This window comes from Pseudomonas sp. 05N434, from assembly GCF_056396965.1.
Genome location: NZ_JBFTMK010000084.1, coordinates 1 through 13,130 on the forward strand (window position 1 = coordinate 1; position 13,130 = coordinate 13,130).

The following is a 13,130-nucleotide window of genomic DNA, read 5'->3' on the forward strand; positions in this document are numbered from 1 at the left end:
ATCAAAGTGTGGGACACCAGTGCCGAAAGCCGCTATCTGGTGCTGCCGGTACGACCCGAGGGCAGTGAGGGCATGGATGAAGAGGCCCTTCGGGCCCTGATCACCAAGGACGTCCTGATCGGCGTGGCGCTGCCGCAGGTAGCGTAGCCAGGGCGCTGGGTTTCTTTCACTTTTCAGAGGTATTCACAATGGATGGCTTTCACGATCTCGGCGGTTTTCAAGGCTTTGGCAAAGTCCAGCACACCATCAATAGCCTGAGCTACAAACAGGTGTTCAAGCAGGACTGGGAACACCTGGCCTACAGCTTGATGTTCATCGGCGTCGATCACCTGAAAAAATTCAGCGTCGACGAAGTGCGCCACGCCGTCGAACGCCTGGATGTTCGCCAACATGTCGGCACGCAATACTACGAGCGCTACATCATCGCCACCGCGACCCTGCTGGTAGAAACAGGCGTGATTACCCAGGCAGAACTTGATGAGGCCCTAGGCTCTCACTTCAAGCTGGCGAACCCCGCCCACGCGGGCGGTCGCCAGGCGATCACCGGTCGGCCCCCCTTCGAGGTGGGCGATCGGGTGGTCGTTCGCGACGAATATGTGGCCGGGCATATCCGCATGCCGGCCTACGTACGCGGCAAGGAAGGCGTGATCCTGCACCGCACGTCAGAACAGTGGCCCTTCCCGGATGCCATCGGCCATGGCGATGTGAGCGCGGCGCATCAGCCGACCTACCACGTCGAATTTCGTGTGAAAGACCTTTGGGGCGAGTCATCGTCAACGATATGAGCGAAGTCAACATCGATGCCGAAGCGGTGCAGCGCGACGTGTCGCTGCACCGTGGTCGCGATGAGTTAATCGAGATGAGCAACGGCTGTATTTGCTGCACACTGCGCGCCGATTTGCTGGAGCAGATCAGTGATCTGGCACGTCAGCAGCGTTTCGACTACCTGCTCATTGAATCCACCGGGATCTCCGAGCCGATGCCGGTGGCGGAGACGTTCGCCTTCCTTGACACCGAAGGCTTCAGCCTCAGCGAACTGGCACGCCTGGACACCTTGGTGACGGTGGTCGATGGCAGCCAGTTTCAGGCGCTGCTCGAGTCGCCGGATACCGTGGCCCGTGCGGATGCCATGGAAGACGCGCCGGAGCGCCATCTGGCCGACCTTCTGATCGAGCAGGTGGAGTACGCCAACATTATTCTCGTCAACAAACTGGACCTGATCGATGACGCCGGTTACCAGGCACTGCACGCCATTCTCGCCGGCCTGAACCCCGGCGCGCGGATCCTGCCGATGACCCACGGTCAAGTCGCGCTGTCGAGCATCCTCGGCACCCATCTGTTTGATTTACCCAGCCTTGCCGCGTCGCCGGGCTGGATGAGGAAAATGGAGGCGACCGACGCGCCAGCCTCCGAAGCGGACACCTACGGTGTGACATCCTGGGTCTACCGTGAGCGGACACCCTTTCACCCACAGCGCTTGCTCGACTTTCTCCAGCGGCCCTGGCGCAACGGACGGCTGTTGCGCAGCAAAGGCTATTTCTGGCTCGCCAGCCGGCACCTGGAAACCGGCATGCTGGTGCAGAGCGGCGGGCAGTTCCAGTGGGACTATGTCGGCCACTGGTGGAACTTTATCGATCCGTCGCAATGGCCACGGGATGAATACCGGCTCCAGAGCATCATGGCCAAGTGGGACAACGTGGTCGGTGATTGTCGCCAGGAATTGGTGTTCATCGGCCAGGGCCTCGACACCGAGGTTTTACAGCGCGAGCTTGACCACTGCCTGCTCAGTACCCGGGAAATCGCCGCCGGCCCACTGGCCTGGCAAGCCCTGCCGGGGGCGACAGTGTTTGATTCGCAGTCGTTGTCGGTACGTCCCCCGCAGCCCCTGGCGACTGACATCACTTCACTCAGGTAGAGGTGCTCCATGTTTTTTTCAGCCGGACAACCCACTGGGTATTGGCTCCGCTCGCCGACAGACTGGACCAGCCTGACCAGGCGAGCACGCCGTTGTCGTCGAACAACCCGTTGTTGCGACGCATCCTGACCAGCGTCGAGCAATTGCTGCAAGAGCGTCGGATGCAGAAAGACGAGGTGCGCGCACTGAGCCTGGAAGTCGCCGAACTGAACGAGCGCCTGGCCTGCCGCGACAGGCTGTTGCGCCAATGGGAGGCTCGCCAACAGCTTATCGCTCAAGGCGCCTTGTCCTGGATCTTTCCATCGGTTTGACACAGCCAATTGCCGTCGGCGTCAACGCGCTGCTGGGCGGCCCGCGCCATTACCTCGCCGACTTCTATAGCCCGATTGGGCGTCCGTCGAAACGGCAGGCGTCGATTCAAGGCTACCTCCTCAACCCTAACAACCGCGCCGCATTCCCATAAAGCAACTTATCCAGCACCTGATCCTTGAACCCCAGCGCCTGAAAATCCTCGATCGACTGGCGGATCGGCCGGAACGGGTAGGACGAGCCAAACAACAGTTGGTCGCCCAGAAAGCCATTGGCTGCTGCGACAAAGGCCTCGCTGCCCGGCAGGAACAGGTACATGTCTGGCACGGCGAAGATGTTTTCATAGCGAAAAGCTACGCCCAGCAGTTGCGCCACGTTCGGCCAGTAGCCGTGGTAACAGACTATTTTCAGTTCGGGAAACGCTCGTGCCACCGCTGCCAGGCGGCCAGGGTCGTTGAAGGCCGGATCCGGCGTGGTCGGTCCGCTCATCAGGAACAGCGCAATGCCACGGCGCGACAAGTGTTCGTAGAGGGGAAAGTACAGCGGGTCATCCGGATGCCGTGCCGGCGCGGCGAAACCCGGCTCCAGGCCGATACCGACCAGACCGAGTTGATCAATCACCCGGTCGATTTCGGCAATAGCGCCATCGATACCCTGAAGCGTCGGGTCAACCCCGGCGATACCCAGCAGCTCCTGATGGGGATGGGTGATTTCGTGGATGAAATCATTCGGCAGGTGTTGCCCAGGGGTGTGTCGCCCCACCACCACCGCCTGGCTCAAACCGGCTTCTCGGACTTCGGCAATAAAGCCCTCTGGCGTCAGCGAGCGGGCAAAATGCTCGTCGCTGCCGCGAGCTCCGACGCGGCGATTCAGCCAGCGCGCGGTGGCGTAGCCCGCCGAGCCCGGGTTGGCGCCAAAGAAATCGTGCAGATAGGCCGGCCGGCAGCGCATGTCGATCACTTTCATACCGCGGTTTCCTCTTGTTTGGTCTTGGCTCGCACATCGAAGGCTCCGCCCGTGAGCACCTCATTGACGGTCACCGCCTGTTTACCGGGCAACGACGGGAACACCAGTTCGGCGAAGCGGTAGGCCTCTTCCAGGTGCGGATAACCTGAGAGCACGAAGCTGTCGACGCCGAGGTCGACGTATTCCTGCAGCCGGGCGGCGACGGTCTGAGGGTCACCGACCAAGGCAGTACCGGCACCGCCGCGCACCAGGCCGACACCGGCCCACAGGTTGGGACTGACTTCCAGCTGATCGCGACAGCCACCGTGCAGCGCAGCCATGCGGCGCTGGCCTTCGGAGTCCATGGTCGCGTAGTTGGCCTGGGCCTGGGCGATGGTCTCGTCGTCCAGGTACTGAATCAGCTCGTTGGCAGCGGCCCAGGCTTGCTCGTTGGTTTCACGCACGATCACGTGCAGACGTACGCCAAAACGCACTGTGCGGCCRTGCTTCGCGGCGCGGGCACGTACATCGCCGATCTTCTCGGCCACCGCGGCCGGTGGCTCGCCCCAGGTCAGGTAGGTGTCCACGTGTTTGGCGGCCAGCTCGTGGGCGGCCGGCGAAGAGCCACCGAAGTACAGCGGCGGATAGGGCTTCTGCACCGGCGGGAAGAAATTCTGCGCCCGCTTCACATGGATGTGCTTGCCCTCGAAGTCGACCGTTTCACCCTGCAATACCCGACGCCAGACGGTGAGGAACTCATCGGCGGCCTCATAGCGCTCATCGTGCTTGAGGTACACGCCCTCGGCGGCCAACTCGGCCGCATCGCCACCGGGGACCACGTTGAGCAGCAGGCGCCCACCCAGGGCCTGGTCGAGGCTGGCAGCCTGGCGTGCCGTTACGGTCGGGCTGCTGATTGACGTGCGCAAGGCCACCAACAATTTAATCCGGCTGGTCACTGGTACCAGGCTGGCAGCGGTGACCCAGGGATCAAGACAACTGCTGCCGGTGGGAATCAACAGGCCGTCGTAGCCAAGGCTTTCCGCAGCCACAGCAATCTGCCGCATGTACTGGTTGGTGGCCGGGCGGCCGGACTCGGACTTACCCAGGTAGCGGGTGTCACCGGAGGTGGGGAGAAACCAGAAAATATCCAAATTCATGGTACGGGCCTCAGGGAGTGATACAGGGCTGGATCACAAGGCGCACGGCACATCGGCCGGCAGATATAGGAAGCGAGCACTCTGTGGCGCCCTGATCAGCACTGTTGCTGGAGAGTCAGGTGCCTGAGCAAGAGCCATACCAGAAGCCCTGAAACCCTGCGTTGCGGGCTGCAGGCAGCGTGCACAACCACCTGAGCGGCGACGGTGGAAGGTGAATGCCATGCGCTTTGGTCCACCCACTGTTGCCCACCCAACAGTGATGTTGAACCGCTATTGTCTGAGCAACACTTGGCCGATTCGAGAGGCATTACCCACTGATTTCGGCCGGCTAAAGCCAGCCAAAAGCTGCTCGCCTGGCGCTGACAGCCCGACAAAGCCTTAAGCTAATAACCAAAAAGTATTTATTAGATGTTTTTTAGATCACTTACATTCAATTCATGGATGCCACAGTGTTGCCCGACAAACAGCAGCGCCATTGCTGCTCACGCAACAGTCGCTCAACAGTTAGCTGCCCAGACAACAGCAGTCGAGACCAAGCAACAGACTAACTTATTGTTTTTCATAGCTCTTTTAACCATGGAACAACTCTTGCTCTGATGGCTGCACATCCCGCAACTCGAACAGGAACAGACCCCATGAGCACTCCACTTAAAGTCGTCGCCGTTTCCGGTGGAACCTATCGTCCGTCGCGCACCCTGGTACTGGTCCAAGCCATCGTTGCTGAGCTGAGCCAGTACCTGCCAATCGAAAGCCGCATCATCGAGCTGGGTGACATTGTCCGCCCGCTGGGCAGCGCCATATCCCGTCGGGAGCTGCCGGAAACTGTTGAGTACGAGTTGAATGCGATTGAGTCGGCGGATCTGCTGGTGGTGGCTGCACCGGTCTACCGTGGTGCCTACCCGGGCCAGTTCAAGCACCTGTTCGACCTGATTGGCCAGGACGCATTGATCGATACCCCGGTGTTGCTGGCCGCCACCGGTGGCAGCGACCGGCATGCGCTGGTAATCGATCACCAGTTGCGCCCGCTGTTCAGCTTCTTCCAGTCGGTGACCCTACCCCTGGGCGTGTATGCCTCGGAGGCCGATTTCACGAATTACCAGATCAGCAGCGAAGCGCTGAAAACACGCATCCGCCTGGCAGTCGAACGGGCCGCACCGCTGTTCACCGCCAATGCCGCCGACCTGCGGAAAACAGCCTGAGGAACAGCCTGTGACCGCTATCCATACGTCCAAACTTGAAACCCCGCTGCAGATCGCTCGGACGCTCGCCGCCGAGTTTTCCCGAACCGCCGCCGAACGCGACCATCTGGGCGGCACGCCGAAAGCCGAGCGCGACGAGTTGCGCCGTAGYGGTCTGCTGGCGATGAAAATTGACCAGCAATACGGTGGCCTTGGCGCCAGCTGGAGCGACACCCTGGAAGTGGTGCGCGAATTCGCCAGGATCGACAGCTCGATCGCCCACGTGTTCGGCTTCCAGCACTTGATGCTGGCCACGGTGCGGCTGTTTTCCCGGCCCGAACAGTGGCAGCCCTGGTTCGAACAGACCGCGCGCAACAACTGGTTCTGGGGTAATGCCCTTAACCCGCTGGACACCCGCACCCTGTCGAAAAAGTTTGCCGGCTATCGCGAGTTTTCCGGGCGCAAGAGTTTCTGCTCCGGCTCCGCCGATTCGGAAATGCTGATTGCCTCGGCGCTGGATGAATCCACCAGCGGCAAGCTGTTGATCGCCGCCATTCCCAGCCACCGCACCGGCATCACCTTGCACGGCGACTGGGACAACATCGGCCAACGGCAGACCGACAGCGGCAGCGCCACCTTCGAACGGGTGCGCGTGGAAGAGAATGAGCTGCTGCTCGATCCCGGCCCGCTGAGCACGCCCTTTGCCTGCCTGCGCCCGCTGATCGCCCAACTGACCTTCGTCAATATCTTCCTCGGCATTGCCGAGGGCGCGTTCGAAGAGGCCCGCGATTACACCCTCAAGGAAACGCGCCCCTGGTTCAAGGCCAACGTCAGCCAGGCCAATCAGGACCCCTATGTCCTGCGCCATTACGGCGAATTCTGGGTCGGGCTGGAAAGCGTGCGCCTGCTCACTGAACGAGCCAACGCCCTGCTCGACCAAGCCTGGAGCAAGGAGCACCAGCTCGCCGCCGAGGAACGTGGCCAACTGGCCCTGGCCATTGCCACCGCCAAGGTCGCCGCCACCCGCACCGGCCTGGACCTGACCAGCAGCCTGTTTGAAGTGACCGGCGCCCGCGCCACCCATGCCGCGCTGCGCCTTGATCGTCACTGGCGCAACCTGCGCACCCAGACCCTGCACGACCCCGTGGACTACAAGCTCCATGAACTGGGTGACTGGGCGCTCAACACGGCGCTGCCCACTCCGTCCTTTTACTCATAGGCCCGACCATGCAACTACTCACGCTGCCGCCCTCACCAGCCTTGGCCACCTCGATACGCGCCACCGCGCAAGTCTTCGAAGACCCGAAATCACAGGCGCTGCTGGCGCACCTGCAACAGGTTGCGCCCAGTGATGCCAGCGTGTTGATCATCGGCGAAACCGGGACCGGCAAGGAGCTGGTGGCCCGTCACCTGCACAACCTCAGCGCTCGTCGCAACAAACCGTTTATCGCGGTCAACTGCGGCGCGTTTTCCGAAAGTTTGGTGGAGGCCGAACTGTTCGGCCACGAAAAAGGCGCCTTCACCGGCGCCCTGAGCGCCAAAGCCGGCTGGTTCGAGGAAGCCAACGGCGGCACGCTGTTCCTCGACGAAATCGGCGACTTGCCGATGCCAATCCAGGTCAAGTTGCTGCGGGTGCTGCAGGAGCGTGAAGTGGTTCGCCTGGGTTCACGCAAAAGCATCCCAATCGATGTACGGGTGCTGGCTGCGACCAACGTGCAGCTGGAAAAAGCCATCAACGCCGGGCACTTTCGCGAAGACCTCTATTACCGGCTAAACGTGGTCAGCCTGGAACTCAGCCCGCTGCGCGAGCGACCGGGCGACATCCTGCCGCTGATCCGCCACTTCATCGCCGAGTACAGTCGTCGGCTGGGCTATGGCGAAGTGGTGCTGGATACCGAAGCCGAACAGAAGCTGGTGAATTACTCATGGCCGGGCAATATTCGCGAGCTGGAAAACGTCATTCACCACACCTTACTGATCTGCCGTAACAATCTGATCCGCGTCCAGGACTTGCACCTGTCCAACCTGCGTATCGAACGCCTGGAAGCCAGCAATACCGTCCAGGACGACAGTGCCGACGCCCTGTTGCAGCAAGCCTTCAAGAAGCTGTTCGAGGAAGAAAGCGGCGCCCTCCACGAGCGGGTCGAGGAAGCGCTGTTGCGCGCGGCCTATCGCTTCTGCCACTACAACCAGGTGCACACCGCCAGCTTGCTGGGGCTGAGTCGCAACATCACCCGCGCGATGCTGATCAAGGTCGGTGAACTGGTGGTGAACAAACGCCGCCCGGTACAGGACGCCCAGACGGTCAAAGTGGTCAACCTGTCGATCTGACTGGTGGCGGTCAAGCAGCAGCTCCTTTACCCGCTGTCCCGCCCCCCAGGTAGAAGTCCTGAATATCACTGCGCGCGGCCAACTGCCCGGTCGTGCCTTCGCTGACAACCCGGCCGCTTTCCAGCACGTAGCCGTACTGGGCGTAACGCAGGGCCAGGTTGATGTTCTGCTCGGCAATCAGGAAGCTCACGCCGTCGCGCTGATTGAGCTGCTGGATGATCTCGAAGATCTCCTCGACGATCTGCGGKGCCAGGCCCATCGAAGGTTCGTCCAGCAATACCAGCTGCGGCCGGGCCATCAGCGCCCGCCCGAGCGCAACCATCTGCTGTTCACCGCCGGAGGTGTAGCCGGCCAGGCTTTTGCGCCGCAGCTTGAGGCGCGGAAACTGGCTGTAGATACGCTCAAGATCGGCCTTCAGTTGCCCGCGGGACACCTGACGCGCAAAGGCACCCGTCAGCAAGTTTTCTTCCACTGTCAGTTGGGCAAAGCAATGCCGGCCTTCCAGTACCTGCACCAGGCCGCTGGCCACCAGGCTATGGGGCGTGCTACGAGTGACATCCTCGCCTCGATAGAGGATCCGCCCCTGCACTACCTCGCCCCGCTCGGCGCGCACCAGATTGGAGGCGGCCTTCAAGGTGGTGCTCTTGCCGGCACCGTTGGCCCCCAGCAACACCACGATCTGCCCTTGCGGTACCGCCAGCGATACCCCGCACACCGCGAGGATGGCCTGTTCGTACAGGACTTCAATCGCGTCGATCCGCAAGATCGGTACTTGGTTCATACGCCTATCCCCATGCTCTTCAATTAATAAAAGCTTGAAACAAGTGACGTGTGGCGAGTGACTTGCTCCCTCGCCACGGGATGTGTATTGAGCAGACATTGCCTTAACGGAAAAGCATTGGGGACGCCTCCCCGACCCGATTCACATCTCAGCTGTCCTGGCTGCAATCGCGCGGTGTGATGCCTTTTTCCTTGGCGTACTGGTGCGACGAGGCTTCGATGATCGGCCGGAGCAAGGCACGGTCGGCCTGTACCCAGTCACTGATCAGTTTCCACTGGCTGCCATCCCACTGCTGGAAGCGCACGGCACCGCCCCCTTCATGGTCCGAGCACGACAGCTGCAATGGTTGCACCAAGCCCAGTGCACCCAGCTCCTTGAGGCGGGCATCGTCCAGTTTGAGGTGCTCGAAGCCCCAGCGCACCTGCTCGCCGGTGAGCGGTTGCTTGCCGAATTTCTCCTGGGCAATGCGCACCGCTTCGACATTGAGAATGCCGTTCACCACACCGAGGTTGTAATACACGGTGCCGAAGCGTTTCGGATCGGCCAGGTCACCATTGCCCCTGACCACCACCTGCTGCTGGATGCCTTGCAGGACCGGGAAATCGGTGCCCGTGGGGTGCGTGGTGATCGCGATAAAGCCTTTGGCGGCGGCACCGGCCGGTGCGGCATCGTCCTCGGAGTTACTCCAGATGTTGCCGATGATGTGATCCGCCGGGAAGCCGACTTTCTGCGCGGTTTTCAACGCCACCGGGTTCATCACGCCCCAGCCTCGCAGAATCACCCAGTCGGGTTTTTCCCGGCGAATGTTGAGCCATTGCGACTGCTGTTCGTTACCCGGATGGGGCACTTCCAGCAGGGTCAGCTTGAACCCGTACTTGTCGGCCAGGGTCTGCAACACCTCATTGGTTTCCTTGCCGTAGGGCGAGCCATGATACAGGGTGACTATCTTCTTGCCCTTGAGCTGGTCCAGCCCCCCGGCCTGCTGGCCGATGTAGTTGATGATCGCCGAGACTTCGGAATACGGGTTCAGCTGCAACGGGAAGACATAGGGGAAAACGCTGCCGTCAGTGGAGTCGGTGCGGCCGTGGTTGATGGTGATCAGCGGCAGTTTGTCCGCGGTCGAGCGCTCCAGGGTGGCATAGGCGATTCCCACCGACAGCGGGTTAGTGGCGGCAGCCGGCGCACCATTGAGGCCTTTTTTCAGACGCTCGTAGCACTCCACGCCCTTCTCGACCACGTATTCGGTTTCGCACTCGCTCCAGGTCAGCTTGACGCCGTTGACCCCGCCATTGGCATTGACGTACTTGAGGTAGTCGATAAAACCACCAAAAAACCCGGTACCACCGGCGGCATAAGGACCGACCCGATAGCTCTGCAGCGGGAAGTACTGTTCGTTATCCGCCTGCGCAGTCAATGTGGCAACGCTCAGGCTGACGGCCAGGGCGAGGCTACTGATTAGAGATCGTTTCAACATCGGTATTTTCCTTATCAATGATTCAATCGCACGTTTGCCGCAGGAGGATCGAAGCGCAGTCCATGCCTGCGCCGGTTTGCTCAGAAGCGCAGGGGCCACAACCGAGCGCGCTCGCGGAACTTCTGCCAGAGGCGCGCCAGACCCTCCGGCTCCTTGACCAGGAACACAATGATCAGGGCGCCAAATGCCATCTTCTGCAGGTTTTCTATCTGCCCGGCATCGATCAGCCCGGCCGGCAACAAGGCCACCAGGTTCGACAGCAGCACCGGAAACAGCACGATGAACGCCGCGCCCAGGAAGTTGCCGAGGATGCTGCCCAGGCCACCGATAATGATGATGAACAGGATCTGGAAGGACCGATTCAGATCGAAACCGTGGGGCTCCACAGTGCCCAGGTAAGTGAAGGCCCACAGCGCTCCGGCCACCCCGAGAAAGAAGCCGCTGATGGCAAACGCCAGCAGCTTGGTCTTGAGCAACGCAATGCCCATCACTGCAGCGGCCGTGTCCATGTCACGCACGGCCATCCAGTTGCGTCCCAGTTCACTGCGCACCAGGTTCTTGCCCAGCCAGAACAACGCCACCACCACCCCCAACGTCAGCAGGTAACGGCCCACCGGTGAGTTCAAATCCACCCCGAGTATCTCCAGGCGCGGTGCACTGATCACCCCCGAGGCGCTGTTATTGGAGAACCAGCTGAAGCGGGTCAGCGCCCAGGTCACAAAGAACTGTGCCGCCAGGGTCGACACCAGCAGATAGAAGCCCTTGATCCGCAGGCTCGGCAGGCCGAACAGCACCGCCACCAGCGCTGCCACTCCCCCGCCCAGGGCCATGCTGAGCAATAACGGCGAGCCCGGCACCCGCAGTTCAACGTTGTAAGTGGCAAAGGCGCCCACAGCCATGAAGGCCGCCGAGCCCAGCGACAACTGCCCGGCATAGCCGGTCAGCAGGTTCAGCCCCAGCCCGGCCAGTGATAGCACCAGAAACGGAATCAGAATGGCGCTGAACCAATAGTCGTTACCCAGATACGGCACACCTACAAAGGCCAACAGCAGCAAGGCAACCAAGCCGTAACGGTCCTGCCGCAGGCGAAACACCCGGCGGTCCTGGGCATAGCGAGTACTGAACTGACCAGATTCCTGATAAAACATCACGCCTCTCCTTAAACCCGCTCGATCGCGCGATCACCAAATAGCCCGGCCGGCCGCACCAGCAGGAACAGCAACGCCAGCACATAGGGAAACCAGTTCTCGATACCGCCGCCGATGACGGGGCCCAGGTACACCTCGGCCAGCTTCTCCGAGGCGCCGACGATCAAGCCGCCGACAATCGCCCCACTGATCGAGGTAAAACCGCCGATGATCAGCACCGGCAATGCCTTGAGTACCACCAGCGACAGCGAAAACTGCACCCCCAGCCGCGCGCCCCAGAGCAGGCCGGCCACCAGACCGACAAACCCGGCCACCGCCCACACCAGCACCCACACCCGTTGCAGGCGGATGCCCACGGCCAACGCCGCCAGCGGGTCATCGGCCACGGCACGCAACGACAAACCGATACGGGTCTTGTTGAACAGCAGCGACAGCGCCAACACCAGCAGCGCGGCGGCCACGGCGGCAAAAATGTCGAACTGCGACAACAGCATGCCGCCCAGTTCCAGTGGCTCGTCACTGATGCCCAGTTCCAGGCCATGCACCTGGGCGCCCCACAGCGCCTGGGCGCCCCCTTCGATCACGTAGGACAAGCCGAGGGTGGCCATGAACAAGGTGATTGGCGAGCGGTTGACCAGCGGACGCAATACCACCCGCTCCACCGCCAACGCCAGCAGCACCATCGCCGCCAGGCTAATGACAAACGCCAGCCAGAACGGCACCCCGCGCTCCAAGAGGCTGACAAAGGTCAGCGCCGAAAACAGCACCATCGCCCCCTGGGCGAAGTTGAAGACGCCGGAGGCCTTGTAGATCAGGACAAAACCGATGGCCACCAGGGCGTACATCACCCCGGCCAGCAGCCCACCGATCAACACCTCTAAGAAAAATTCCATGAGCCTTCCTGTTTTGCGGGCAAAGGGTTCCTGGCCACCAGGTGGCTGGCGGCGCTATCGACCAAGGGGTTAGTGGCGCATGCCGAGGTAGGCGGCGATCACCTCGGGGTTTTGTCGCACTTCTTCGGGGCCAGGGCACGGGCGAGTTCCACCCGTTTCTGCAAGCCATAGGGCAGCTTGCCGACAAGGGTGTCGCGCCAGGGCTGGATGTGCAGAAAGTCGATTATCCGCTCGGCGGCCTCACGTTGGCGGTCGTCCTCGCCAGCGGCGCGGCCGATGCGCAGAGCCTGCTCGATCCAGCTGCTGCGACGCTTGAGGGTGCGTCCGGTGAGCACGTTGTCGAGCACACTCATGCCTTTGAACAAGGCGATGTTCTGAAAGGTGCGGGCAATGCCGCGCACCGCCGCATCATGCGGGCTCATGYGCCGGCGCCCTTCTCCGGCAAAGCGGATGCGCCCCTGCTGGGCCTGGTACACGCCGTTGATCACATTCAGCAGTGAGCTTTTACCCGCGCCATTGGGGCCGATCAAGGCGCAAATCTCGCCGGCGGCCACGGCAAAGCTGATGTCGGTCACCGCCTTGACGCCCTTGAACGACAAGCCAATATTTTCCAACACCAGCAGATGTTCAACCTTTGTCGCCTGTGTCTGTGCCATGAGTCATGTCCTTGTCAGGCCGGTTGCGTGCTGTCTTCGATCCAGCCGTTGACCAACGGGGCTGGCCAGCGCGCGGGCCGGTGCCACTGTGCCGGGTCAGGCCAGGTGCGTACTTCAATCGCCAAGGCCTGGAAAAACGCCTGGGTGTGTGGCGCCAGCGCCTCGCCCACAACTAACGGCGCGCGGGTGCGGGAAAAGCCGAGGATGTCGCGCAACGGCCGGCGGATCAGCCAGTACCCCAGATGCCGTTGCAGCGCACCGGGGTGCGCCACCAGCGCCCAGTCCACCAGACGCCGACGCCAGCTGCCTGGCTCCGGCAAGCGGGCCAGGACCTGGGCATGCA

Annotated in this window: 13 protein-coding genes and 3 pseudogenes; 7 read left to right on the top strand and 9 right to left on the bottom strand. The window is 61.7% G+C overall.

Going from position 1 to position 13,130, the window contains the following annotated elements:
- From AC1DLB_RS08170 to AC1DLB_RS08185, 4 genes and pseudogenes are all read left to right on the top strand, one after another.
- On the top strand, positions 1-147 hold a 147-nt coding region (locus tag AC1DLB_RS08170; RefSeq protein WP_477784850.1), incomplete at its 5' end, for a nitrile hydratase subunit alpha.
- Between the two features lie 41 nt (positions 148-188).
- Positions 189-785, top strand: a complete 597-nt coding sequence (gene nthB / locus AC1DLB_RS08175) for a nitrile hydratase subunit beta (RefSeq protein WP_477784849.1) — start codon at positions 189-191, stop codon at positions 783-785.
- Positions 767-1,915: pseudogene (locus AC1DLB_RS08180) on the top strand (GTP-binding protein); the annotation flags it as partial. The gene nthB and the pseudogene AC1DLB_RS08180, both read left to right, overlap by 19 nt.
- A gap of 92 nt (positions 1,916-2,007) precedes the next feature.
- Positions 2,008-2,226, top strand: coding sequence for a hypothetical protein (locus tag AC1DLB_RS08185; RefSeq protein WP_237229614.1), 219 nt, complete (start codon positions 2,008-2,010; stop codon positions 2,224-2,226).
- A gap of 112 nt (positions 2,227-2,338) precedes the next feature.
- On the opposite strand, the gene AC1DLB_RS08190 is transcribed toward AC1DLB_RS08185, so the two are convergent.
- Positions 2,339-3,190 carry an amidohydrolase family protein gene (locus AC1DLB_RS08190; protein ID WP_018929031.1) on the bottom strand — a complete coding sequence of 284 codons (852 nt, stop codon included), beginning with the start codon at positions 3,188-3,190 and terminating at the stop codon, positions 2,339-2,341.
- Positions 3,187-4,326, bottom strand: a complete 1,140-nt coding sequence (ssuD, locus tag AC1DLB_RS08195) for an FMNH2-dependent alkanesulfonate monooxygenase (RefSeq protein ID WP_018929030.1) — start codon at positions 4,324-4,326, stop codon at positions 3,187-3,189. Before ssuD ends, AC1DLB_RS08190 begins: the two co-directional genes overlap by 4 nt.
- Positions 4,327-4,961: 635 nt before the next feature.
- On the opposite strand from ssuD, the gene msuE reads away from it, so the two are divergent.
- Genes msuE through AC1DLB_RS08210 form a run of 3 tightly spaced genes read left to right on the top strand, consistent with a single transcriptional unit; the run spans position 4,962 to position 7,835 of the window.
- The gene (gene msuE / locus AC1DLB_RS08200; RefSeq protein WP_018929029.1) at positions 4,962-5,525 is read left to right on the top strand and encodes an FMN reductase; all 564 of its coding nucleotides are present in this window, start codon (positions 4,962-4,964) and stop codon (positions 5,523-5,525) included.
- A 10-nt stretch (positions 5,526-5,535) separates the two neighbouring features.
- Positions 5,536-6,723, top strand: coding sequence for an acyl-CoA dehydrogenase family protein (locus AC1DLB_RS08205; protein WP_018929028.1), 1,188 nt, complete (start codon positions 5,536-5,538; stop codon positions 6,721-6,723).
- An 8-nt stretch (positions 6,724-6,731) separates the two neighbouring features.
- Positions 6,732-7,835, top strand: coding sequence for a sigma-54 interaction domain-containing protein (locus AC1DLB_RS08210; RefSeq protein ID WP_477743169.1), 1,104 nt, complete (start codon positions 6,732-6,734; stop codon positions 7,833-7,835).
- A 10-nt stretch (positions 7,836-7,845) separates the two neighbouring features.
- Here the strand turns inward: AC1DLB_RS08210 and AC1DLB_RS08215 are convergent, their stop codons facing one another.
- The 7 genes and pseudogenes from AC1DLB_RS08215 to AC1DLB_RS08245 all read right to left on the bottom strand — a co-directional run.
- Entirely contained in the window at positions 7,846-8,616 is a 771-nt protein-coding gene (locus AC1DLB_RS08215) for an ABC transporter ATP-binding protein (RefSeq protein ID WP_018929026.1), read from the bottom strand.
- Between the two features lie 148 nt (positions 8,617-8,764).
- A complete protein-coding gene (locus AC1DLB_RS08220; RefSeq protein ID WP_477779284.1) occupies positions 8,765-10,090 on the bottom strand; it encodes an ABC transporter substrate-binding protein in 1,326 nt (441 codons plus the stop codon).
- 80 nt (positions 10,091-10,170) lie between these two features.
- Positions 10,171-11,238 carry a branched-chain amino acid ABC transporter permease gene (locus AC1DLB_RS08225; protein WP_477743171.1) on the bottom strand — a complete coding sequence of 356 codons (1,068 nt, stop codon included), beginning with the start codon at positions 11,236-11,238 and terminating at the stop codon, positions 10,171-10,173.
- 11 nt (positions 11,239-11,249) lie between these two features.
- Positions 11,250-12,131, bottom strand: coding sequence for a branched-chain amino acid ABC transporter permease (locus tag AC1DLB_RS08230; protein ID WP_428633328.1), 882 nt, complete (start codon positions 12,129-12,131; stop codon positions 11,250-11,252).
- Positions 12,132-12,200: 69 nt separating this feature from the next.
- On the bottom strand, positions 12,201-12,251 hold the full coding sequence (locus AC1DLB_RS08235) for a hypothetical protein (RefSeq protein WP_477784851.1): 51 nt from the start codon (positions 12,249-12,251) through the stop codon (positions 12,201-12,203).
- 8 nt (positions 12,252-12,259) lie between these two features.
- Positions 12,260-12,787: pseudogene (locus tag AC1DLB_RS08240) on the bottom strand (ABC transporter ATP-binding protein); the annotation flags it as partial.
- A 14-nt stretch (positions 12,788-12,801) separates the two neighbouring features.
- Positions 12,802-13,130 (bottom strand): annotated as a pseudogene (locus AC1DLB_RS08245) (AMP-binding protein); the annotation flags it as partial.

Coding starts and splice junctions, on each gene's coding strand:
- nthB (WP_477784849.1), top strand. CDS start 189: ATGGATGGCTTTCACGATCTCGGCGGTTTTCAAGGCTTTGGCAAAGTC.
- AC1DLB_RS08190 (WP_018929031.1), bottom strand. CDS start 3,190: ATGAAAGTGATCGACATGCGCTGCCGGCCGGCCTATCTGCACGATTTC.
- msuE (WP_018929029.1), top strand. CDS start 4,962: ATGAGCACTCCACTTAAAGTCGTCGCCGTTTCCGGTGGAACCTATCGT.
- AC1DLB_RS08210 (WP_477743169.1), top strand. CDS start 6,732: ATGCAACTACTCACGCTGCCGCCCTCACCAGCCTTGGCCACCTCGATA.
- AC1DLB_RS08220 (WP_477779284.1), bottom strand. CDS start 10,090: ATGTTGAAACGATCTCTAATCAGTAGCCTCGCCCTGGCCGTCAGCCTG.
- AC1DLB_RS08225 (WP_477743171.1), bottom strand. CDS start 11,238: ATGTTTTATCAGGAATCTGGTCAGTTCAGTACTCGCTATGCCCAGGAC.
- AC1DLB_RS08230 (WP_428633328.1), bottom strand. CDS start 12,131: ATGGAATTTTTCTTAGAGGTGTTGATCGGTGGGCTGCTGGCCGGGGTG.